The sequence below is a fragment of the Chryseobacterium sp. SG20098 genome, from assembly GCF_031844745.1.
In the GTDB taxonomy this organism is placed as follows: Bacteria; Bacteroidota; Bacteroidia; order Flavobacteriales; family Weeksellaceae; genus Chryseobacterium; species Chryseobacterium cucumeris.
The window spans coordinates 2,014,670-2,037,054 of sequence record NZ_CP134622.1; the positions used below are offsets into that span (position 1 = coordinate 2,014,670).

Consider the following 22,385-nt stretch of genomic DNA (forward strand, 5'->3'; position numbering starts at 1 on the left):
TGATATTTAAATTTTGTCTAATGGTTCAGTTAACTGCCCTTCCCATTTTGAAACTGCTGTGGTTGCCAGCGTATTTCCAAGTACGTTCGTCATACTTCTACCCATATCACAGAAATGGTCAATTGGTAAAATCAAAGCAATACCTTCCGGCGGGATACCAAACATTGAACATGTTGCCACAATAATTACCAGAGAAGCTCTTGGAACTCCTGCAATCCCTTTTGACGTAAGCATTAGTACCAAAAGCATAGTGATCTGCTGTCCAAGGGTCATTTCGATTCCGTAGATCTGAGCAATAAAGATTGAAGCAAATGTCATGTACATCATACTTCCGTCCAGGTTGAATGAATATCCTAAAGGTAAAATAAAAGATACTACTCTACTGTTACACCCAAATTTCTCCAGTTCTTCCACCAATTTCGGGAATACTGCTTCTGAACTTGTTGTAGAGAAAGCAATTAGCAAAGGCTCTTTAATTCTTTTTAAAAGGTCAAAAAGACGGTTTCCTAGGATGAAATATCCTACCAGTAAAAGGACCAGCCAAAGAACTCCTATAGCAAAGAAGAAGTCTCTTAAATAAATAGCATATACTTTAAAAATTTCAAAACCATTGGTGGCCACTACGGCTGCAATAGCTCCCAGTACTCCAAGAGGAGCAAACCACATGATATAGCCTACCATTTTAAGAATAGCATGCGCAATAATATCAAATAGTTTCACAACTGGTTTAGCATATTCTTCTCCCAGATTAGCCAAAGCAACTCCAAACATTACCGCAAATACAACAATTTGCAGTACTTCGTTGGTAGCGAAGGCTTCAAATAAACTTTTAGGAATCATGTGTTTTACGAAATCTTCCATGGAAAAACTTTTGCTGCTTTTAAGAAGTTCGTCAGCAGAAGCGACATCCTGAATTGGTAATTTGGTAACATGTCCCGGCTCCAGCCAGTTAACAAGGATCAACCCGATAAAAAGGGAAATCAGAGAAGCTGAAATAAACCAAAGCATGGCTTTTGTACCTACTCTTCCAATCATTTTGATATCACTCATTTTGGCAATCCCTACTACTAATGTCGTAAAAACCAATGGAGCAATAATCATCTGTACCAATCTGATAAAAACCGTTCCCAACAGTTTTATGTTTTTAGAAAAGGGTTCTGCACTATCCGGATAGCTCACGTGTACAATACCTCCGATTCCTACTCCCAGAAGAAGGGCAATGATAATTGCTATAAAAAGTTTATTCTGTCCTTTCATATATATAGTTCAATTTGCGCAAATATAATGGTTTTTCAATTGGCAGACGATTTTCTTCTATAGAGTTGAATTTTACATTAAGTTTTTAATCCCCAAAAATTAAAACCCTGGTTTAGAAAATATTGTAAAAAAATTAAGAAACATTTATTGACTTTTTATTCTTTTGGTACAAATTTTATTATTACATTTGAGTGTATAACAACATTAATAAATATACAATATGAAAAAAACTATTGCAATGGCTGCATTAGCTGTAGCTGTATCTTTCGGTGCTATTTCTTGTAAAAAGAAAGTTTCTGATGCCGACCTTCAGACTCAGGCTACAACTATAGTAACTTCTAATCCCAATGCTTCTGTTGAAGTAAAAGAAGGTGTAGCTCACTTAAGCGGTACTTTCGCAGATCAACAGTCTAAAGACGCAATGATTGCTAAATTAAAAGCCATCAGCGGAGTAAAAGACGTAATGGATATGTCTACCGTAGCAGCTCCTGCACCTGCAGCACCAGTTGAAACGGCATCTGCTGTAGATCCTGCTGTTCAGAAAAAAGTTCAGGATGCAGTGAAGGATTTCCCTTCTGTAAAAGTGGAAGTTGTTAACGGACAGCTTACTCTTACAGGAAATGTTTCTGCTTTACAGGCCAGAAAAATCAAGGAATCTGTAGATGCTTTGAAAATCGGAAAGTATAACAACAACCTAATCGTAAAATAATTTAAGATGAGCCAATTACAAGATAAATATTCAAGTGTAGTTTCAGCGGCACAGTCTGCAGGGATCTCCAATCTTCAGGTTCAGGAGCAGGACGGAATTCTTTATGTTTCCGGAAATGCTTCCAATACTGCAGCTAAAGATGCTGTATGGAATGCTCTGGGAGCTATTGATTCTACTTATTCTGCTTCAGATATCAATATTGATGTACAGGTTGCAGGTTTGGCTTCAGGTGCTTCTTTAACAGTGGCTACTGAAGAATCTAATCTTAACATCAGACAGGAACCTTCTACTGAAGCTGCCGTTGTAGGTAAAGCTGCAAAAGGTTCTTCTGTAACTCTTATTGAGCAAACTTCTGATGACTGGTGGAAAGTAAAAAATGCTGACGGCCAGGAAGGATATGCTTACTCAAGATATTTAAGAGCATAATTTTTATTAAAAAATAATAAATTTTCACAAAAAAAGCATAGAAACATCCCAACTTTGGGATGTTTTTATATTTTTACGGCTCTGAAAAAAAAACTAATGAAGAAAACTCTGTTGCTATTGACTTTGATGTTCACTGTCATTATTCTGCACGCCCAAAAGTTACACATTGACGGAAAAATATCCGATTCCGAAAAGAAAGCGATAGAAAATGCCACCGTATATCTTTTGAAACAAAAAGATTCATCCATTATCAATTATACGGCAACCAATAGGGAAGGGAAATTCTCGCTGAAGATTGATGATATGAAAGAACCTTCCATTCTCAAAATTGATGCTGATAAATTATCTTCCTATTCAAAAAAATTCGAAAAAATAGATCAGTCGCTATCTCTGGGAGATATTCAGCTGGAGAAGCAAGGTATTGTAAATAAAATTGATGAAGTAAAAATCACCGTTTCACCCGTAAAAATTAAAAAAGACACTATTGAATTTAATGCAGCTGCTATCAAAGTACGCCCAGACAGTAAAATTGAAGAGCTTCTGAAGCAAATCCCCGGTGTAGAAATCAGCAATGAAGGAAAGATTACCGTGAATGGCAAAGAAGTAGACCAGATCATGATCAATGGAAAGCCTTTCTTTGATAAAGACGGTAAAATTGCTCTTCAGAATTTACCCGCAGATATTATTAAGAATATTCAGTTCACCACCACTAAAACCAAGGAGGAAGAACTCAGCGGAAAAGCAGCCAAATCTCAGAATACCACCATCAATTTTAATATTGATGAAAAGAAAAATAAAGGTTTACTGACAAGACTTACGGTTGGCTATGGATCAGATAAACGGTATGAAGCAAGTGGACTGGCGAGTTATTTTAAAGGGGATACCAAAATAAGCCTATTGGCTTCTTCCAATAATATCAACTCTCAGGGATTCTCCAGAGATGAGGTTTTTGACAGTATGGGAAATGGCCGGAATGCCTGGATGATGCAGGGAGGATCTGTCTCAACGGTAGGAAATATGACTTACTATAACCAGGGAGGCGGTACGAAAGGAATTCAAAGGTCTACAACAATTGGGTTAAACTACAGTGACAAGCTGGGAAAAGATGCCGATCTGGATTCCTTCAGCCTGATGCATTCCGATTCCAATACGGAAACAAGATCTAAAGTTTCAAGATCTACCCTTCTCCCTACTTACACGCTTCAAACCAATTCTGAAAGCAATGGTGAAAATGAGTCCAAACAATACAGCTTTGATACTTCGGCTAAAATCAAGCTGGATTCTATGACGAGTATCTATCTTTCTCCAAGATTTACGAAAAACAGCAGTTTCAATTTTAATAATTCACGTTCATCTACTTTAAATAATGGTAAACTTGTAAATGAAAGTAATGCTTATTCAACTAATGACTCGGAAAGCAATTCATTCAATCCATACCTCTATTTTTCAAGAAAGTTCAGGAAAAAAGGACGTTCGGTTTCCGCTAATATGAACAGTTCCATTTCTGAATCTAAAAGAGATAACCTGAACCAATCTCAAAATACGTTCTATCAAACTAATGGAACCACAAAAGACAACAGGGATCAGTTAGCCAAAAATAAAAATCAGAACAGCAGTTTCAATTTTACTGCCGGATATACAGAACCTGTTTCCGATTCTTCAAGTGTAAGTTTTGAATTGAAATATGAAACCCGATCTTCCAGAGATTTGAGAAATGTAAATGATTTTGATAATACAACAGGAGATTATACTAAATACAATCAGCTTTTATCCAACAATATGAAGCAAAGAATCAATCAGATATCTCCTGAGTTGACTTACCAGATTAGCAAAAAGAAACTGAATTTCTGGGCTTCCATGAATCTTGATATTTCAGATATGAAAGTAAATTCAAACTATAACGGCCAGCAATATGACCTTCAGAAAAATTTTGTACTGCCCCAATATAATGTGAACCTTTACTATCAGCTGACTGAAGGAAAAACCTTAAGCTTTTACAACTATTCCAACTTCACCATTCCGACAGCAGAACAACTGACTCCTTATAAAGATGAATCCAATCCTTTGATTACCTATCAGGGAAACCCTGACTTAAAAAATACCTGGACTAACAATCTTTATTTATATTTCAATAATTATAATAAAGTGAAAGAGTTCAGCTACTATTTCAATATTGGTTTTACGTACAGAAATAATGATATCATCAATTTTTCCACCTATGATAATGCAGGAAAACAGGTGATCACTTATGACAACGTAAGCGGAAATAAAAGCATCAATGCCGGCGGAGGTTTCAGTAAAGTATTGAAATGGAAGAATAATAAACTAATTATCAATCCAAGATTCACCATGAATTATGCTTACAATAACGGTTTTATTGATGGACAATCTTTCACCAGCAATTCTTATAATCTAAACCCAGGTCTTAATCTTACTTATGAAATTAAAGATAAAATGACGATCAAGCCCTCTTACAGACTTGGATATAGTTTCTCCAATTATACCAATTATAATGTAACCAATGTAAATACAGCGAATCAGTCATTAAAACTTGAACTGACCAATTATATGCTGAAAGGCAATTTCGTATTTGGAAACGATTTTGAATACAATACCAATTCCAATATTGCTCCGGGCTTTAAAAAAGATTTCTACTTCTGGAATACCAGCCTTGGATATTCATTCTATAAAAAACAGTTTACAGCAAAAGTAAAGGTGTATGACGTTTTAAATCAAAATCAAAGCGTGAGAAGAACCATTACCGATTCTTATTTTGAAGACCGTGAAGATCTTATCCTGAAACGATACATCATGTTCTCCATCAGCATGAAACTGAATAAATTTGCAGGTAAAAAGACGCAGTAAAGCAACATCATACTTCTGTATATATTTTGATAATGGCCGGATCTTTCCGGCTATTTCTATGGGGCAACCTGAAATATAATCCTGAGCTCCGTTACAACTGAAGATATAATATTCCCCTCCTCCGGAGGGGTGGCGAAAATTCAAAGAATTTTTGACGGGGTGGTTTTTACAACAACCTTTTAAACAAGATTATTAATAAACATGTTTTTATTTTTAAATTAGCGGTAAATTTTTTTTATGAAAATCCATATTTCAGTATTATGTATTCTTTTTTTCATTCTTGGAAAAGCTCAGAAAACGGAACAGAAAGATACCTTCGTTAAAGACAATTTCACCAAGAAAGAATTTTATATTCCAATGCGTGATGGTGTGAAACTTTTTACTGCGGTATATATCCCTAAAGATATATCGAACAAGAACAAATATCCGTTCCTGATGCAGAGAACCTGTTACAGCATCGCCCCGTACGGAGAGAGTGAATATAAAACAAAAGTAGGGCCCAACACTTACCTTATGAAAGACAAGTATATTTTCGTGTATCAGGATGTGCGCGGAAGATATATGAGTGAAGGTACTTTTACCAATATGACTCCACAGGTAGAGCGCAAAACCAAAAAAGATGTTGATGAAAGTACGGATACATATGACACCATCGAATGGCTTTTGAAAAATGTGAAAGATAACAATGGTAAAGTAGGCCAATTCGGAACATCATACCCGGGATTCTATACTGCTGTAGGAACATTGTCACAGCATCCGGCTTTGGTAGCCTCTTCGCCACAGGCACCGATTTCCGATTTCTGGAATGACGACTTCCTTCACAACGGAAGATTTATGCTAGGCTATTTCAGAACATTTCCTGTTTTTGGCGTTCAGAAAACACAACCGGAAAAGCAGGCATGGTATATGGATTCTTTCATCAAACAGACTTCTGAAGACGGTTTGAAATTCTACAGAGATATGGGTACGCTGAAAGATGGATATGAAAAATATTACAAGAATAATTTCTTCATGACAGAAATTATGAATCATACCAACTACGATGAATTCTGGCAGAAAAGAGGTCTTCTTCCTCACCTGAAGAATATTAACCACGCTGTAATGACTGTCGGAGGATGGTTTGATGCAGAAGATCTTTCTGGTCCTCTGAATATTTATAAAACTATTGAAAAGACAAGCCCTAAAGCTAAAAACACCATAGTAATGGGACCTTTTTCCCATGGCGGCTGGTCTCAGGAGCAGGGAAAACATTTCCACAGTGAAACGTATTTTGGAGATAGTATTGCTACTTACTACCAAAAAAATATTGAAACAAAATTTTTCAATCATTACCTGAAAGGCAATACCAAAGAAGATGCAGGACTTCCTGAAGCGCTGATGTATGATACCGGTGCTAAAGAATGGAAAGAATTTGCTTCTTACCCTCCGAGAAATGCTCAGAAAGTGAATTTCTATCTGGCTGATAAAACCTTGAAAAAATCATCAGGACAAGGCTATTCTGAATATTACAGTGATCCTAATAATCCTGTATTGAGTTCAGATCACTTAAAAGATTTTAATGGATTCACTCCAAAAAATTATATGTCAGAAGATCAGAGATTTGCTGTAGGAAGACCAGATGTATTAACTTTTACTACCGATGTATTGACTGATGATATTACATTTGCCGGAGAGATTATGGCTAAACTGAATATTGCTTCCACTTCTACAGATGCTGATTTTGCCGTAAAATTAATTGATGTTTATCCTGAAGATTTCAAGCCGGCAGAAAAGAAAGAAGGTGTTATCTATGGGAACTATCACCAGATGGTAAGAAGTGAGATCATGCCTGCAAGATTCAGAAATACCAAAGAAAAGGGAGAAACTTTGGTTCCTAACCAGAAGACGGCTGTAAACTTCAGACTTCAGGATGTGGTTCATACCTTCAAAAAAGGACACAAAATCCAGATTCAGATCAGCAGTACGTGGTTCCCACTTTTCGCCATCAATCCACAAAAGTTTATGGATAACCCGAATTTTGCTAATAAAGAAGATTACACCAAGGCATTTATCAAAGTATATAACGACAGCTCTATTGAAGCTGATGTTTTAAAATAAATTGAAAGAGCTGTTCGTTTGAACAGCTCTTTTATTTTTGAGGAGTTGAAGTTTTTGTTTTTAGGTTTTGGCTAAAGCCCGATGATTTTGTTCTTTTTGTTTAAGTGGGCTAAAGCCCACTTCTATTGATAAAGGTAATAAACAAAAATTGTGGATAAATATTCTTTTAAAAACTATTCTTCAATGGTTCTGAAGGTCAGGTTTACTCTGGGTGTTTTCACTTTTGTAGTGGGAGGAAGTCTATGAAGCCAGTGGTCCTGAGTGGTTCCTTTCATAATTAATAAGCTTCCGTTTTCGAGGAATATTTCTGCCTTTTCTTTGGTTGTTTTATGTTTGAATAAAAATTTTCTTTCCGCTCCAAAGGTTAAAGAAGCAATAGCTCCATGTTTCTTCAGATCTGTTTCCCCATCGCTGTGGTAAGCCATACCTTCGCTTCCGTCGTGATATAAATTGAGCAGACATGAATTGTAGGTTTCGCCCGAAACTTCTTCACATTTTTTCTTCAGTTCCAGTAATTCGGGAGTCCAGAATTGGGCATATTTTGTTCGTTTCGAATAGGTATATTCAAAAGCTTTTTCTCCAAACCAGGCTACTTTCCTTTTAGTTAAAATTAATTTTCCAAAAATCAGTGCTTCATCATTTTCCCACGGAATCTGGCTGAGCAGATAATCATAGTAAAAATCTGATTGTTCTTTGGAGAAAACCTTACCGTAATAATGAACAGTTCCATCATGGGGAAGGATATTCAGTGGATAATCTGATATTTCTTCGAAGAGACTCATCATAGTTTTCTAATTAAATGTTTTTATTATTAAACACAAATTACACCAATGTTTTTCACAAATGACACGAATTTTATATCAATAGAAACAGACTTTAGTCGAAATTTAAATTTAATATTTTTCAACCGCAAAAGTCACAAAAGATTCTTTCATTAAACACAAATGGCACCAATGTTTTTCACAAATGACACGAATTTTATATCAATAGAAACAGACTTTAGTCGAAATTTAAATTTAATATTTTTCAACCGCAAAAGTCACAAAAGATTCTTTCATTAAACACAAATGGCACCAATGTTTTTCACAAATGACACGAATTCTATATCAATAGGAAAGAACTTAAGCCCATTAAAAAAAATCTAATCCATTGGCTTTAGCCAAAACTTAATAATGTAGATTCCTTTTGTGCCTTTTGTGATAAAATATTTTAAGAGTAAATATGGGATCCTTCCCAACCTACAATAAGCTGCTTCCTATCACTTCCCCATCTGTAACCTCCCAGATGCCCTGTAGACTGAATCACGCGGTGACATGGAATAAGAAATGCAACCGGATTACTTCCGATAGCCGTTCCAACAGCTCTGGAAGCTTTAGGATTCCCAATTTTTTCTGCCAGGCTGCCATACGTAGACAGCTTTCCCATCGGAATGGTCAATAGACTTTCCCATACTTTCAACTGAAAATCGGTTCCTTTTAAGTGTAGTTTTATTGTGCTGAGTTTTGTCCAGTCTTTATCGAATATGGACAGTGCATTCTTTTGAAGAGTATCCTGTTTTTCAATAAAAGAAGCATTGGGAAACTTTTGCTTCAGTTCCCCGAATGCTTTTTCTTTATCGTCTTCAAAAGCCATATAGCAAATTCCTTTTTCTGTAGAAGCTACTAATAAATTCCCGAAAGGACTTTCGGAAAAACTGTAATGAATACTGAGGCTTTTTCCTCCGTTTTTATATTCTGCCGGAGACATTCCTTCAATCTTTACAAACAGGTCATGAAGCCTGCTGGTACTGGAAAGGCCCGTCTCATAAGCGGTATCAAACAAACTTGCTTTTTCTTCCTTCAATAAATTTTTAGCATGTTCAAGACTGATGAACTGTAAAAATTTTTTCGGACTTGTTCCTGCCCAATCTGTAAAGATCTTCTGAAAATGAGCCGGGCTCAAGTGAATATTCTCTGCCACTTCCTCCAAACTTGGCTGAAGTCTGAAATTGCTCTGGATATATTCTATCGCCTTGGCAATTCTGTTATAATCTATCTGACTTTGTGTGGACATCATATTATTGTTTTTACCTCACAAATTTCCAAAGAATATACGGCAGAAAAAATCCGATTCTTGCGGAATATTAGTTGTTGTTATAAATATCGTAGTAAGCAAGCATTTTGTAATATAACTTCGCAGAAAGGAAAGCCGTTGGCTTAGCCATTGGAGAATCCATCAATTCTACAATGTCAAATGCTACTACGTTACATTTTTCAAATACTTTTCTTAATAATTCCAGAGTTGGGTACCATTGTAATCCACCTGGCTCAGGAGTTCCTGTAGATGGAGCAATAGAAGGATCAAAAGCATCTAAATCTATTGTGATATACACATTTCCTGATACTTTCTCCAATACATCATTGATCCAGTTTTCGTTGTTGGCAATTTCGTGAGCAAAGAATACTCTTCCTTCAGGTAAATATTGCGCTTCTTCAATATCCATAGAACGGATTCCCACCTGTACCAGATTATGCTTTTGATTTGCTTCAAAAACTGCACAAGCATGGTTGGAAGTAGAACCGTGGAACTCAGGACGTAAATCTGTGTGAGCATCCAACTGAAGAACAGTAAGGTTTTCAAACTTCTCTCCTACCGCACGGATAGAACCGATAGAAACAGAGTGCTCTCCTCCAAAAAGAGTAAATAATTTACCATCATTGTTCAAAAGTTCTTTTGTTTTCTGATAAACCGCTTCCGTCATTGCTTCCGGTGAAGAATTTTCAGAAACTTCTCCTGCTAAGTAAACTCCCTGTAAGTAAGGTTCTGTTTGAGTTTCAATATCGTAAAGCTCCATGTTTTCGGAAGCGTTTAAGAATAATTCCGGACCTTTATCAGCTCCTTTCCCCCATGTTGAAGTTCCATCATAAGGAACAGTTACCAACATTACTTTCGAATTCTCTAACGTTGCGTTTTCCTCGGGAATTCCTGCGTATGTTCTCATGCTTTATTTAAAAATTTTAATGTTTTAAAATTGAAATATTGACCACAAAGATACAAAGAGTTTATGAGTTGGAGAGTAAGAGTGTAGGAGAGTTTATGAGGATCAGAATTTACCACTCATAGTATATTATCTTCTACCTAAAACCTATCATCTGTTACCTCTTCCCTTTCCACTCTCGACTCAAATAGCTATTTTTGTATAAAACTCATTATATGCCTTTAAAAGCTGTACTTTTCGATATGGATGGAGTCATTGTAGATACGGAACCATTACATAGAAAAGCTTATTTCAAAACTTTTGACGAACTGGAAATTGTAGTTTCCGAGGAGCTTTACACCTCTTTTACTGGTGCTTCCACCAAAAGAGTCTCTGAGACATTGATTAATGAATTTAATTTAGATCAGACTTATGAAGCCATTGCAGGAATCAAAAGATCTCATTTCAAAGATTATTTTGATAATGATGATGAGTTTGACTTAATTCCGGGAGTAAGAAAACTGATCGAGCATTACCACGAAAATGGAGTCAAGCTGATTCTGGCTTCTTCTGCAACGATGGTAACCATCAATATGGTTTTTGAAAAATTCGGACTGGAGCAATATTTCAGTGGAAAGATTAGCGGCGCCGATTTAAAAGAATCAAAACCTCATCCTGAAGTTTTCTTACTGGCGGCAGAAATGGCCGGAGAACCTGTTGAAAACTGTATGGTGATTGAGGATTCTACCAACGGAATTCTGGCAGCTCACAGAGCAAAAATTTTCTGTGCCGCATACAGAAGTCCACATTCTAAAAATCAGGATTACACGTTAGCAGATACAGTAGTTTCTGATTATGAAGATCTGGAACTGGACAAAATTTCAAAATATTTTTAGATAAAAAAGCTCTCAGAATCTGAGAGCTTTTGTTTTCTATAAGTTTTGGTTAAAGCCAATTGACTTTTCTATGATTGTAAAATTATTTATAACCAAGAAGTTTCAATACATCTTCAGGTTCCTGTTTTTCACGGAAAATTTCGTATTGCAATTCACCGTTTTCATCTTTCTGAATCAGGACGTGTCTTGGCTGAGGCATCAGACAGTGGTGTACTCCACCATATCCTCCGATGGTTTCCTGATACGCTCCAGTGTGGAAAAATCCGATATACAGAGGTTTTGTATCACTGAAGACCGGTAAATAAATTGCGTTGGTATGCTGTTCTGAGTTATAATAATCATCCGAGTCACAAGTCAGTCCTCCAAGGAATACTCTTTCATACGTATCTTCCCAACGGTTAAGCGGAAGCATAATAAAGTGTCTTGAAATTGCCCATGTATCAGGAAGAGTGGTCATGAAAGAAGAGTCAATCATATTCCATTTTTCTCTGTCGTTCTGACGTTTCTGAGAAATAATTTTATAAAGATTTGCTCCACTTTCCCCTACGGTAAAGCTTCCGAACTCAGTATAGATATTAGGTTCTTCCACCCCTTCTTCTTCACAGAATTTTTTGATCTGAGAAACGATTTCTTCTACCATATACTGATAGTCATAATCAAAGTTCAAAGAAGTTTTGATTGGGAAACCACCTCCGATGTTCAATGAATCTACTTCAGGAGCGATTTTCTTCAAACGTGCATATACACGAAGACATTTGTACAATTCATTCCAGTAGTAAGAAGTATCTTTAATCCCGGTATTGATGAAGAAGTGAAGCATTTTCAATCTTGCATTCGGATGTTCTGCGATCTTCTGACTATAGTAAGGAATGATATCTTTATATCCGATTCCTAGTCTTGAGGTATAGAATTCGAACTTCGGTTCTTCCTCTGATGCAATTCTGATTCCGATATTAAAGGTAGAATCGATGCTTTCCGTAAGTTTATCCAATTCTCTGTAATTATCAAGAATCGGAGTAATATTTTCAAAACCGCTGTTGATCATATCTGAAATCTTTGCCAGATAATCATCAGTTTTGAAACCATTACAGATAACTTCAATATTTTTATCTACTTTCTCTTTTTCATAAAGAGACTTTACAATATCCATATCATAAGCAGAAGAAGTTTCTATTGAAATATCATTTTTCAATGCTTCTTCCAATACAAAATTAAAATGACTGGATTTTGTGCAGTAGCAGTAGGTATAATTCTTTCTATATTCGGTTTTTTCAAAAGCTTCTTTAAACCAGCTTTTTGCTTTCTGAATATTTTGAGAAATTCTCGGCAGATAGCTAATCTTTAGCGGAGTGCCAAATTGTTCAACTACGTCCATGAGTGGAACGTCGTGAAACAACAAATTGTTCTCAGAAACATTAAATTCCTCCGTAGGAAAATATAATGTCTGATCAATAAGTTCCGAGTACTTTATTTTCATTTCTAAACAAGTGAATTAAGAAATGCAAAATTGCTAAAAAACTTTCATTTTTAGGTGTTAAAATTATTATAATTTTAAATAAACACCCAATATTGAATCTTGTAGAAATTTATCTCTGATAATCAATACGTAAACTTTTGAATATATTCATTCCTTTTGGCATCTGAAATCCCTAATACCTGCTGAATATAGCCATCTGTAGAACCATACTTTTTATTGATCTCCTCAAAAGCTGCATCAAGATATCTTTTTTCTACCCAACTCAATTTTTCCAGCACCTGTAAATCCATTTTAGGATAGAGGAAATGTAAGGTATTGGCAAGGCGTAATCTTTTTTGAACAAGATTTTTTCTGTAATTATTGGATAAAAGATATTCGTTGTAAATAGTCTCTTTATCAAATTTCAGAATGGTAAGAATTAATGCGGTGGTAATTCCGGTTCTGTCTTTTCCTGCGGTACAGTGGTAAAGAATCGGATCTTTGGACTCCAGAATTTCTGTAATAATCTTTTTTATCGTTTCCGGGTTTTCTGTCACATACTCACGATAGAAATCAATCATTCTTTTATCTGCGTCGGAAGCGTTTACTTTGCCTTTAAGAACTAGCTTCTTGGCCTGAGCCAGTTGATCTCCTTCATCTTCAAACGCTGAATATTTTTTGTAATCCGTTTCTGAAGGTAGCTGATCCGGTTTTTCAGCAATTTCCTTTGAGTTTCTAAGATCAATAATTTCTTTGATCCCGAGTTTTTCAAAATCGTCAAAAGATTTCTTTTTAAGCTTATGAAGATGGGCACTCCGGTAAAATTTTCCTTCATTTAAAGTTCTTCCATCTGCATTTTTGATATTTCCTACCGTACGGAAATTAATTACTTTCTTGATATGAATTACTTTTTCAGTTTCATTTTTTCCATATTCGGGTGTTTCAAAATGCTGTGTTCTGCATGAGAAAATACAGCATAATGAAATGGTAAAAACTGATATTTTGATTAGTTTATTCAATGGTTTTTAATAAATTTTGGCTGAAGCCAATGGATTCTTGTATTTTTATTATACGGGCTGAAGCCCATTCCTATGGATATGATATTAGTTCCATTCGTGAAAAACATTGGTGTTATTTTTGTTTAACGACAGTCTTTTTTTACAATGGGTAAGGCCCATTTCTATTGATTATAATCACTCTAATAAATTGCCGGATATTCAATCTCCTTGATCCCTACAAAAAACAAGACATCCCCTGATTCATACTCTATAGAAACCTCATCTTCAACAGCGAAATTCCGGGTTCCTATTCTTGAAGTGATGCTTAGACTTTCATTGGTCAAAGGCCAATTGAGACCTTTTGTTGTGATATTATTTACTGATGGAAACGGATAAAGAGAGATCATTCTGTTTTTAACTCCTTTCAGTGTGAAATAATGGGGAATAAAATAATACTCTGAAAATTCATCGTAAAATTTTATTTTTATCTGCTCTTTGAATCCATAGGCAACAGTAAGATTTCCCAGAAAATGATCCTGTTCGCCTCCACTTCCTCCAAAAACATCAACTTCTGAAAAACCTCTTTCCTGAATGATTTCCAACGCTTTATGAAAATCTGTTTTTTCCTGATCTAACGTAAGGATAAATTTCCCTTCATACATATCTTCATCTGATCCGGAATGAGAATCAAAATCACCGGAAATAAAATCCAGCTTATTCAAAGGAAAGCTCATTCTTTTTAAATAATGGAAAGCCCCGTCTGTACAGGCAATCAAACCATAATTTTCCGGATCGGGTAATGATTTTGGAACATTACCGTTGATGAAAAGTAATGCCTTATCTCTCATTCGGATTCCAGTATTCTTCCGGTTCATTGTTCAGTTTTGAAATATATCTGGCCAATACAAAAAGATAATCTGAAAGCCTGTTTAAATATTTAATCAATTCGGGACGCACTTCTTCTGATTCATTCAGAAATACCAATGAACGTTCTGCTCTTCTGCAGATGGTTCTTGCTGCGTGTAAAAAAGTTGCCGGTTTTCCTCCACCTGGCAGGATAAAATACTGAAGCGGTTCCAGCTTTTCATCAAAAGCATCCATCCATTGTTCCAGCTCTTCAATTTCTGTTTCTGAAATAATAATCGGAAGACGTGATTTCCCGTTGGCAAGCATCAGCTTATCCACAGGGGTTGCAGCCTCTGAACCTACAGTGAATAAATCAAACTGGATTTTCTTCAGCTGTCTCAACACTTCTTCATCTTCGATATGGCTTTTTGCAATTCCGATGAATGAATTCAGCTCATCTATATTTCCATAACTGTCTACTCTTGCACTGGCTTTGGAAACTCTTGTTCCGCCATACAATGCAGTCTGACCTTTATCTCCTGTCTTTGTATAAATTTTCATAGTACTAAAATACCTTTTTTTATACAATGTAAAAAGTAAAATGTAGTAATAACTTCCTGTTCTATCTTAAAAAATAAAACTGACATTAGAAATTAATGTCAGTTAGTATTTGCGTAGATGGCTTTTATATCTTTTGGGGTTACTTTGCCTATATTAAAGCACTAATTATTTATTTATACATTAAAAAGTGTAATTAACATTAAGCTGAAAAGTGGTTCCGTTAAATCCAAACTGGTTGACCTCCCACGGATATTTGAATCTTCCTCCAAGATCTGTCACTACATCTCCCTTGCTGTCTATCACATCCGGATAAATATTAAATAAATTATTTACCACTCCGGAAACTTTAAGATCATTCGTGATTTTATAGGTTAAAACGATGTCTGTAACTACTTTACCAGAGAATGTCTGATCTTTGGCAGGATCCGTGGCATGCTGCCATGTAACCGAACCAAAATATGTATTATTAAGGTTAAAATTAAACTTGGTAATGTCATACGAAAGACTCAGAATCGTTTTTGTTTTTGGTCTTGCAGAGATGATTCTGGATTGTTCTTTTCTATCAAAAAAGTTTTCTGAATAACCATTTTGAGCCAAAATCGGTGGAACGGCAATATTATCTACTATTTTAGTTTCGTTATAATTGAAAGCAGCAATAATTCCTAGTTTTCCTTTGCCAATAGCAGAAGTATAGTAATTAGCTACAAAATCTACCCCTTCAGTTACCGTATTCACAGCATTGGTGAAAAACTTCAGAGAGGTTATTTTATTATTGTTTAATATTACTTCTACAGGGTTTGTTAGGTCCGGACTTCCCGGAGCACCGGTTTTGTACCCAATATCTCCAGAGAAAAGTACCCTGTCTTTAATTTTTATTCTATAATAATCTGCTGTAATAGTAAGGTTTTTAAAAGGTTTTACGGCCAATCCTCCTGTAATGTTAAAGGCTTTTTCAGCATTTAATTTAGGTACCCCAAGGTCAGATCTTATAATTTGAGAGTCGTTATTAAAAGTGCCCTGATTAGCAACCGTATTCCCTGTAATTTTGGTTTGAACATTAGAATAATAAATCTGGTGTAATGAAGGAGCACGGAATCCAGTAGAAACAGATCCACGGAAAACCAATTTATCATCTAGTAATTTATACCTTGCATTTCCTTTCCATGAAACATTATTTCCGAAATCACTGAAATTTTCATACCTCACCGTTCCTCCAACTAATAAGTTTTTCGTAACATCCCATTCCGCATTCAAATAAGCTCCGATATTCTGACGGTTTTTATTGACTTCATTTTGAGGCTGCAGTCCTGGAAAAGATTCTGCACCACTTCCTATATAAGATGCTTCTTCTCCTGCTTTTGCCTGATAATTTTCATTACGTACTTCAGCTCCGGCTCCTAAAACAAGCGCACCAAAATCCCGGCTGATATCTACGTTTCCTATAATGTTACTGAACTGGTGCCCACCTGCTTTAAAATAAGTTGGTGAATTTGCTCCTAAAGAAGTATTAATGGTATTTGCTACAGCATAATCTACGGCATTAGAACCAAAGGTTGCACTTCCATCAAAACTCCATTTTCCAAACATACCTTTCCATCCGGAAGTTAAATTATAATCATAAACATCTGTTTTAAATTCCGGTTGAAATCCGTTGTAAGGTTGTCCTTTTGGAGTTAATAAACCAAAATCTGAAGTTACCCAATAAGGTGTTCTATACAAAGCAAAACTGGTCCCATTTCTGTAAGTCGTACCCCCAAAAGCATAAAATTTGCCTGTTTCACCTGTTGGCAATTCAAAATTCACAAACATATTGCCCACTTTGGTCTCCGGCTGCCCTATAATCATTCCTAAACCGGGATTGGCCTGAGTCCAGGCATTATCCACGCCAAAAAGTTCATCTTTTGTAACAGAACCTGCGCGGTTTGTTTTATTTTGAGAGGAAAATCCGAATGTAAGATTCAGACTTCCTGTTTTTGCTACTTTGATTCCCGTATTAAAATCTGCTCCGATATTAAAACCGTCTCCCTTTGAAGTAATACCTGAAAAAACATTGACAGTGCTTTTCCCTACACTGTTCTTAAGAATAATATTAATGACCCCTGCAATAGCATCAGATCCGTATTGTGCAGACGCTCCATCCCTCAGGACCTCTACGTTTTGTAAGGCTGCTGAAGGAATACTTTTCAGATCTGTACCTACTTCACCTTTTCCCGGCGTATCGTTTACATAAATTAAAGCACTTTGATTTTTTCTTTTACCATTCACCAAAACCAAGGTTCTGGAAGGTCCTAATCCTCTTAAATCTGCCGGATCAAAGTGAGCTGTCGCATCAGAAACAGTTTGTTGTGATGAATTAAAAGAGGGAACAGCATAGGTTAAAGCTTTGTCAAAAGTAACCTGACCTGTGGATTTTAATTGTACGGCGGAAATATTATCAATAGGAATTGCTGAGGTAATGATGGTTCTGGGCTTTGTTCTACCCGTGGTAACCACCACTTCATCTATTTTATTTTGTTTTATGCTGTCCTGAGCATATCCCATAACACCAGCTCCGCTTAATACTAAGACATAGATTTTTCTATTAAATAAATTTTCATTCATGTTAATTGTTAATTATTCAATAAAACTAGTGAAAAAATCAACATTAAACATAAAAATAAAAAATATAATAACAATCTTATTTAATATTTGCGAAAACTATGCCATTTCATTAAATCATAAATTAATACACGAAACGTAAATTGATTTATTAATAACATGAAAAAAAATAAATCATTAATGTCACATTTGCATAAAAAAATTAATTAGCTAACATCAGAAATAAACATGATTTAATTCGTTCTGAAACGTAATTTTCAATGGGTTGAGATGGGTTAGCTGTAGCTCTCAATGACTGAAAAATGAATGAAAATAAAAAATGGCCGGGAGAAACCGGCCATATCCAAATTATTTATTTACCTCTACGTATTGTATGATGGTCTGATTTTTTGGGTTGTAGATAATAGTACTACTGTTCGGAAATCTTTTCAGTTTATAATACTGAATGTTTTTATCAGATTTAATATCTTCCAGAATACGGGTATCAAAAGTATTGTCAGGAAGAAATTTCGATATAAAACTTATTTTATCAATGATATTCTGGCCATCGATCTTACGGGCAGTTTTATCAGATTTATTTTCATCAGAAGTAGGCTGGCTTTCTAAAAACGGAAGTAAAACTGTAATATCAGCTTTATATTTAAAAATATATCCTTCAGGCCTTCCGGGAATTTTGATTTTCTTTCCTTTTTCTTCAGAAACAATAGATGCTCCAGTACTTGGGAAAACAGTATTAAACTTAACATCCTCAGAGTTGGTTAAAGAATTGATAGATTCATTGACCGTCTTCTTTACGGTTTCTTCCACCACCTGTTGTGTTTTTTGCTGTACAGTTTCAGTTGTTTTCTGAACGGTCTGATCTATTTTTTCCTCTATCTTATTGCATGATACTAATAAAAAAGCAGTAATAACAGGCAAAATATACTTCTTCATAATTCTAATAATGGCGGTTTTTTATTAATATACTTTTCTTCTAACGCAAAAGTAGGGATCAATATTTTAAGAAAAAAAAATATTTTTTTATTATACGAAATCCTACTGACAAACTGTTGTCATAACTCTCTCTTACCTTTGTATCAACAACAAACAAACCAAATACATTATGACAACTACAGCAACAGCTACGAAACAATTCATGACATCTGAACAGCTATTAGAAGATTGGCAAGGACACAGAAATCTTACAAGAAGAGTGATTGAATCTTTTCCTGAAAAAGAGCTATTTGAATTTTCTGTAGGCGGAATGAGACCATTTGCAAAACTGGCAGTAGAACTGATCAGCATTGGCGGGCCTGCTTTAAAAGGAATTGTGGAAGGAAATATGGAAGCTTATAGTGAAGAAGCTTTTAATCCGAAAACCAAGGAAGAAATTTTGAAAAAATGGGATGAAGAAACGGAAGTGATCAACCATTATTTCAATCAGATTTCTGAAGAACGTTTTCAGGAGACTTTCAATTTATTCGGACAATATGAATTTCCGGTATATCAGAACATTCTTTATTTTGTAGATAATGAAGTTCATCACCGTGGACAAGGATACGTTTATCTGAGAGCTTTAGGAATTGAACCCCCTTTCTTCTGGGAGAGATTTTAATGCACTGAGAAGGTAAAATTGCAGAAAGGGTAACCAAAACTTATATCTTTTTTTGCGACACAACAAATTGACTTTTTTGCAATTCTGCCTTTTCCTTAAACCATTTCATTTATTTGCCTCAATTAAGTCTTTAAACCTCAACAGTCTTGTTGGGGTTTTATTATTGATGTCTTTCAACCATTTTTACAAGCAGTTCATTCAAACGGATGCGAAGACTTTCCGGCTCCAGAACTGTAGCATAATCTGCAAAAGTGATCAACCAGCGGGGAAATCCATCACTGATCCATTCTGTTTCAAAAGTGAGTTCCATCCCCCGTTCGGTTTCTACTTCTTCTATCAATCCATAGTATTTTTTAGAATTTACCAAATGATTCATGATCTTTTTGTCAACCAGAAGTTTGGCTTTAACTTTATTTCCATTTGACTTTTTACGGTAATCATTTACCTGTCCGTATTCCTGCAGGAAAGGATTCTGTGTTTTTGAGATTTCCAGAATTCTGTCGATACGAAACTGTCTGAAATCTTTCCTCAGGGTACAGTATGCCATGATGTACCAGATATTAAATTCAAAAAACATCCCGACTGTTTCAATGGTTCTGTTATTCACTCTTCCATCTACCGTCTTATATCTGATATTGAGCTGGGTTTTCTCCGCAATACTTTCCAGGATAATAGGAATTACGTTTTTCAGTGAATCTCCGGAATCTGTATGAAAACTGAAAACATCTATTTGCTTTTCAATATTCTTAATCAGATTTTTATCAGAATATTTCAGTACAGAACGTACTTTTTCCATCGCAGCCTGATAATGATTCCCCAGACTTTGATGGGAAAATTTCTGCATCAGCTTTTCAGCGGTAATGAAACTTAACACTTCTTCTTTGGTGAACATAATCGGAGGAAGCTTATAGCCTTCCATTAAAGAATAGCCGTTTCCAGCTTCTCCCACAATAGGAATACCGGCATTTTCCAGGGTTTTTACATCACGGTAAATAGTTCTGATACTTACATCAAACTTTTCAGCCAGATCCTGAGCGCGTACAACAGGTTTCGACTGCAACTGGGTAAGGATAGCTGTTACCCTATCGAGTTTTTTAAGATAGTGATCGTTCATGATGGAACAAAGCTAAAATTCTTTTTTGAGGTATTACTTATAAATGGGATGACTTTTTGATTTTAATTTTCTTTAAAAGTATTCACCAGTTTATCGAGATTAAGACTACGGGCAGAGGCATCAAAAATCTCACGGTATGTTCCTTCTTTATTGTACAATTCATCATGAGTTCCATTTTCAACCACTCTGCCTTTTTTCATCACATAAATGGTATCGGAATCCAGGATCTGTGAAAGAGAATGGGAAATAATGATCACCGTTCGTCCTTCTTTAATAGCATCCAGAGAATTTTTGATCTGTTCTGTAGCAATGGCATCCAGACTGGCTGTTGGTTCATCCAGAAAAATAATCGGTGGATTTTTAAGGAACAGTCTGGCAATGGCAATTCTCTGCTGCTGTCCTCCTGAAAGCTGGGTGGCATCATGCTGGTATTTTTCAGGAAGATCCATGATCTGATCGTGCAGATAAGCTTTTTTTGCAGCCTCCTGAATTTTTTCAAAACCGGCATTCATATCGCCGTAACGGATATTATCTTCTATGCTTCCCTGAAAGATATGATTTTTCTGAAGTACCAGCCCCAGATCACTTCTCAGGAAAGTATTTTCATATTCATTAAGGTTGACTCCATCCAAAAGAATCTCCCCGGAATCAGGAAGATAGAATTTACACAAAAGATTGATCACCGTTGATTTTCCTGCACCGCTCAACCCTACCAAAGCTGTCGTCTTTCCGTTTTCAATTTTCATGGAAACATTATGTAAAGCTTTCGTACCATTGGGATAGGTGAAATCAACATTTTTCAATTCAAAAGTTCCTTTGATTTCTTTTTCTACAAAGCTTCCGTTGGATTCTGTTTCATGATCTGCATTTAAAATATCGAAATACCCTTCAGCATAGATCATGGCATCGTTCATATCATCATAAATCCTGTGAAGCTGCCGGATCGGTGCCGAAACATTGTTGAAAAGCATAATATGAAGCATAATTGCTCCAATGGTCATTTGCTGGTCAAGTACAAGATAAACGGTTAAAAGGATAATCAAAACAACGCCGAACTGCTCAATAAAAGTTTTTAAACCATCATAAATAAAATTGGTTCTTCTTGTGATCATCTGGCTTTCCATCAGCTCCATCTGAAGGTCATATTGTTTTTTCCCTTCAAATTTTTCACGGACGAAGCTTTTAATAACCATAATAGAATTGATCAGGTTCAAAAGTCCTGATGTCTTTTTTTCTCTCTGATTCCTAAGCTGGCGTCTCACTCCGCCCAGTTTTTTGGCCTGCAGGGAGCTGATGTAGAAATAGATCGGAACAATAATCGTAGAAACCAGTCCCACATACACATTCTGCATATACATAATGATGAGGGCAATAATGGCATTGGAAAAAAGAGGAAGGATATCAATAAAAAAGTTCTGAACCAATCTGGTAAGACTTTCTATTCCGCGGTCTATTCTGATCTGTAATTTTCCGGATTCATGGTTTTCATCATTAAAATAAGCGACTCTGTAGGTTAAAATCTTATCAATGGCTGATTGTGCCAGCACGGAGCTCACATTAATCCTTATTTTTTCGCCATAAAATTTCTGGCCGAAGTTGATAAAGATGTTTAACAGTTCTTTTCCCAGTAAAATAATGGAAATAATAATGAGAATATGAATCCCCTCCGACATCGGATGTGGAAGATGTGTAAGTTTAGTCACCTCATCTACGGTATATTTCAAAACAATCGGGTTCACCTGTGCTGCAAGAGCTCCCAGAAAAGTAAGAAACAGTGTTCCGTAAATCATGGGACGATAAGGTCTGATGAATGGAACAAGTTGTTTATAGATTCCGAATAAGGTAACGGTTCTGTTAAAAGGTTTAGCCATAGAAATCATTTTAAATGAAAAACGTACCGCTTTCAAAAGAAAAAGGTACGTTTTATTATCATGTTCAGCAAGTGAATGCTTATATTTTATCCTTCAAATACATAAGTTGTAAGGTAGTGCAGCTCTTTTCTGCTGGCTTCT

At 35.7% G+C, this 22,385-nt stretch carries 18 protein-coding genes; 6 read left to right on the top strand and 12 right to left on the bottom strand.

The window, feature by feature from the left end; all coding sequences use genetic code 11:
- Positions 1-6 precede the first annotated feature (6 nt).
- Positions 7-1,257, bottom strand: a complete 1,251-nt coding sequence (locus RHP76_RS09175) for a dicarboxylate/amino acid:cation symporter (RefSeq protein WP_047434424.1) — start codon at positions 1,255-1,257, stop codon at positions 7-9.
- Between the two features lie 220 nt (positions 1,258-1,477).
- Here RHP76_RS09175 and RHP76_RS09180 point away from each other — a divergent pair, with 220 nt between their 5' ends.
- The 4 genes from RHP76_RS09180 to RHP76_RS09195 all read left to right on the top strand — a co-directional run bounded on the left by RHP76_RS09180 (position 1,478) and on the right by RHP76_RS09195 (position 7,354).
- Positions 1,478-1,966, top strand: coding sequence for a BON domain-containing protein (locus RHP76_RS09180; protein WP_062674094.1), 489 nt, complete (start codon positions 1,478-1,480; stop codon positions 1,964-1,966).
- Positions 1,967-1,972: 6 nt separating this feature from the next.
- Positions 1,973-2,392 (top strand): SH3 domain-containing protein, encoded by a 420-nt coding sequence (locus RHP76_RS09185; protein ID WP_062674092.1) that lies wholly within the window; start codon positions 1,973-1,975, stop codon positions 2,390-2,392.
- A 96-nt stretch (positions 2,393-2,488) separates the two neighbouring features.
- A complete protein-coding gene (locus RHP76_RS09190) occupies positions 2,489-5,257 on the top strand; it encodes an outer membrane beta-barrel protein (RefSeq protein ID WP_311230027.1) in 2,769 nt (922 codons plus the stop codon).
- A 237-nt stretch (positions 5,258-5,494) separates the two neighbouring features.
- A complete protein-coding gene (locus RHP76_RS09195) occupies positions 5,495-7,354 on the top strand; it encodes a CocE/NonD family hydrolase (RefSeq protein WP_311230028.1) in 1,860 nt (619 codons plus the stop codon).
- Positions 7,355-7,527: 173 nt separating this feature from the next.
- Here RHP76_RS09195 and RHP76_RS09200 read toward each other — a convergent pair whose 3' ends face one another.
- From RHP76_RS09200 to speB, 3 genes are all read right to left on the bottom strand, one after another.
- Positions 7,528-8,136 (bottom strand): alpha-ketoglutarate-dependent dioxygenase AlkB family protein, encoded by a 609-nt coding sequence (locus RHP76_RS09200; protein ID WP_062674782.1) that lies wholly within the window; start codon positions 8,134-8,136, stop codon positions 7,528-7,530.
- Between the two features lie 427 nt (positions 8,137-8,563).
- Positions 8,564-9,406 (bottom strand): bifunctional helix-turn-helix domain-containing protein/methylated-DNA--[protein]-cysteine S-methyltransferase, encoded by an 843-nt coding sequence (locus tag RHP76_RS09205; protein WP_288443567.1) that lies wholly within the window; start codon positions 9,404-9,406, stop codon positions 8,564-8,566.
- A gap of 70 nt (positions 9,407-9,476) precedes the next feature.
- Positions 9,477-10,334 (bottom strand): agmatinase, encoded by an 858-nt coding sequence (speB, locus tag RHP76_RS09210; protein WP_062674087.1) that lies wholly within the window; start codon positions 10,332-10,334, stop codon positions 9,477-9,479.
- A gap of 212 nt (positions 10,335-10,546) precedes the next feature.
- On the opposite strand from speB, the gene RHP76_RS09215 reads away from it, so the two are divergent.
- Positions 10,547-11,206 carry an HAD family hydrolase gene (locus tag RHP76_RS09215; RefSeq protein WP_120232041.1) on the top strand — a complete coding sequence of 220 codons (660 nt, stop codon included), beginning with the start codon at positions 10,547-10,549 and terminating at the stop codon, positions 11,204-11,206.
- Positions 11,207-11,288: 82 nt separating this feature from the next.
- On the opposite strand, the gene RHP76_RS09220 is transcribed toward RHP76_RS09215, so the two are convergent.
- The 6 genes from RHP76_RS09220 to RHP76_RS09245 all read right to left on the bottom strand — a co-directional run bounded on the left by RHP76_RS09220 (position 11,289) and on the right by RHP76_RS09245 (position 18,598).
- Positions 11,289-12,683 carry a type III PLP-dependent enzyme domain-containing protein gene (locus RHP76_RS09220; protein WP_062674083.1) on the bottom strand — a complete coding sequence of 465 codons (1,395 nt, stop codon included), beginning with the start codon at positions 12,681-12,683 and terminating at the stop codon, positions 11,289-11,291.
- A gap of 122 nt (positions 12,684-12,805) precedes the next feature.
- A complete protein-coding gene (locus tag RHP76_RS09225; RefSeq protein WP_288443329.1) occupies positions 12,806-13,681 on the bottom strand; it encodes a tyrosine-protein phosphatase in 876 nt (291 codons plus the stop codon).
- 179 nt (positions 13,682-13,860) lie between these two features.
- Complete coding sequence (locus RHP76_RS09230) at positions 13,861-14,508, bottom strand: thiamine diphosphokinase (protein WP_311230257.1); 648 nt, start codon at positions 14,506-14,508, stop codon at positions 13,861-13,863.
- Positions 14,498-15,067 (bottom strand): cob(I)yrinic acid a,c-diamide adenosyltransferase, encoded by a 570-nt coding sequence (locus RHP76_RS09235; RefSeq protein ID WP_041461407.1) that lies wholly within the window; start codon positions 15,065-15,067, stop codon positions 14,498-14,500. The genes RHP76_RS09230 and RHP76_RS09235 overlap by 11 nt, the downstream gene beginning before the upstream one ends.
- A 180-nt stretch (positions 15,068-15,247) precedes the next feature.
- On the bottom strand, positions 15,248-17,668 hold the full coding sequence (locus tag RHP76_RS09240; protein WP_311230029.1) for a TonB-dependent receptor plug domain-containing protein: 2,421 nt from the start codon (positions 17,666-17,668) through the stop codon (positions 15,248-15,250).
- Positions 17,669-18,013: 345 nt separating this feature from the next.
- Positions 18,014-18,598 carry a hypothetical protein gene (locus RHP76_RS09245; protein ID WP_216444011.1) on the bottom strand — a complete coding sequence of 195 codons (585 nt, stop codon included), beginning with the start codon at positions 18,596-18,598 and terminating at the stop codon, positions 18,014-18,016.
- Between the two features lie 169 nt (positions 18,599-18,767).
- On the opposite strand from RHP76_RS09245, the gene RHP76_RS09250 reads away from it, so the two are divergent.
- Positions 18,768-19,259 carry a DinB family protein gene (locus RHP76_RS09250; RefSeq protein WP_062674075.1) on the top strand — a complete coding sequence of 164 codons (492 nt, stop codon included), beginning with the start codon at positions 18,768-18,770 and terminating at the stop codon, positions 19,257-19,259.
- Positions 19,260-19,419: 160 nt separating this feature from the next.
- Here RHP76_RS09250 and RHP76_RS09255 read toward each other — a convergent pair whose 3' ends face one another.
- Together RHP76_RS09255 and RHP76_RS09260 are read right to left on the bottom strand one after the other, a co-directional pair.
- Positions 19,420-20,373 (bottom strand): helix-turn-helix transcriptional regulator, encoded by a 954-nt coding sequence (locus tag RHP76_RS09255; RefSeq protein ID WP_062674073.1) that lies wholly within the window; start codon positions 20,371-20,373, stop codon positions 19,420-19,422.
- 62 nt (positions 20,374-20,435) lie between these two features.
- Positions 20,436-22,163, bottom strand: coding sequence for an ABC transporter ATP-binding protein (locus RHP76_RS09260; protein ID WP_062674780.1), 1,728 nt, complete (start codon positions 22,161-22,163; stop codon positions 20,436-20,438).
- Between the last annotated feature and the right edge of the window lie 222 nt (positions 22,164-22,385).

What these genes read in the sequence shown, in the direction of transcription:
- RHP76_RS09235 (WP_041461407.1), bottom strand. Translation starts at nt 15,067, where the DNA reads ATGAAAATTTATACAAAGACAGGAGATAAAGGTCAGACTGCATTGTAT.
- RHP76_RS09260 (WP_062674780.1), bottom strand. Translation starts at nt 22,163, where the DNA reads ATGATTTACGGAACACTGTTTCTTACTTTTCTGGGAGCTCTTGCAGCA.
- RHP76_RS09180 (WP_062674094.1), top strand. Translation starts at nt 1,478, where the DNA reads ATGAAAAAAACTATTGCAATGGCTGCATTAGCTGTAGCTGTATCTTTC.
- RHP76_RS09230 (WP_311230257.1), bottom strand. Translation starts at nt 14,508, where the DNA reads ATGAGAGATAAGGCATTACTTTTCATCAACGGTAATGTTCCAAAATCA.
- RHP76_RS09200 (WP_062674782.1), bottom strand. Translation starts at nt 8,136, where the DNA reads ATGAGTCTCTTCGAAGAAATATCAGATTATCCACTGAATATCCTTCCC.
- RHP76_RS09175 (WP_047434424.1), bottom strand. Translation starts at nt 1,257, where the DNA reads ATGAAAGGACAGAATAAACTTTTTATAGCAATTATCATTGCCCTTCTT.
- RHP76_RS09205 (WP_288443567.1), bottom strand. Translation starts at nt 9,406, where the DNA reads ATGTCCACACAAAGTCAGATAGATTATAACAGAATTGCCAAGGCGATA.
- speB (WP_062674087.1), bottom strand. Translation starts at nt 10,334, where the DNA reads ATGAGAACATACGCAGGAATTCCCGAGGAAAACGCAACGTTAGAGAAT.
- RHP76_RS09215 (WP_120232041.1), top strand. Translation starts at nt 10,547, where the DNA reads ATGCCTTTAAAAGCTGTACTTTTCGATATGGATGGAGTCATTGTAGAT.
- RHP76_RS09195 (WP_311230028.1), top strand. Translation starts at nt 5,495, where the DNA reads ATGAAAATCCATATTTCAGTATTATGTATTCTTTTTTTCATTCTTGGA.
- RHP76_RS09255 (WP_062674073.1), bottom strand. Translation starts at nt 20,373, where the DNA reads ATGAACGATCACTATCTTAAAAAACTCGATAGGGTAACAGCTATCCTT.
- RHP76_RS09250 (WP_062674075.1), top strand. Translation starts at nt 18,768, where the DNA reads ATGACAACTACAGCAACAGCTACGAAACAATTCATGACATCTGAACAG.
- RHP76_RS09220 (WP_062674083.1), bottom strand. Translation starts at nt 12,683, where the DNA reads ATGAAAATAAAGTACTCGGAACTTATTGATCAGACATTATATTTTCCT.
- RHP76_RS09240 (WP_311230029.1), bottom strand. Translation starts at nt 17,668, where the DNA reads ATGAATGAAAATTTATTTAATAGAAAAATCTATGTCTTAGTATTAAGC.
- RHP76_RS09185 (WP_062674092.1), top strand. Translation starts at nt 1,973, where the DNA reads ATGAGCCAATTACAAGATAAATATTCAAGTGTAGTTTCAGCGGCACAG.
- RHP76_RS09245 (WP_216444011.1), bottom strand. Translation starts at nt 18,598, where the DNA reads ATGAAGAAGTATATTTTGCCTGTTATTACTGCTTTTTTATTAGTATCA.
- RHP76_RS09190 (WP_311230027.1), top strand. Translation starts at nt 2,489, where the DNA reads ATGAAGAAAACTCTGTTGCTATTGACTTTGATGTTCACTGTCATTATT.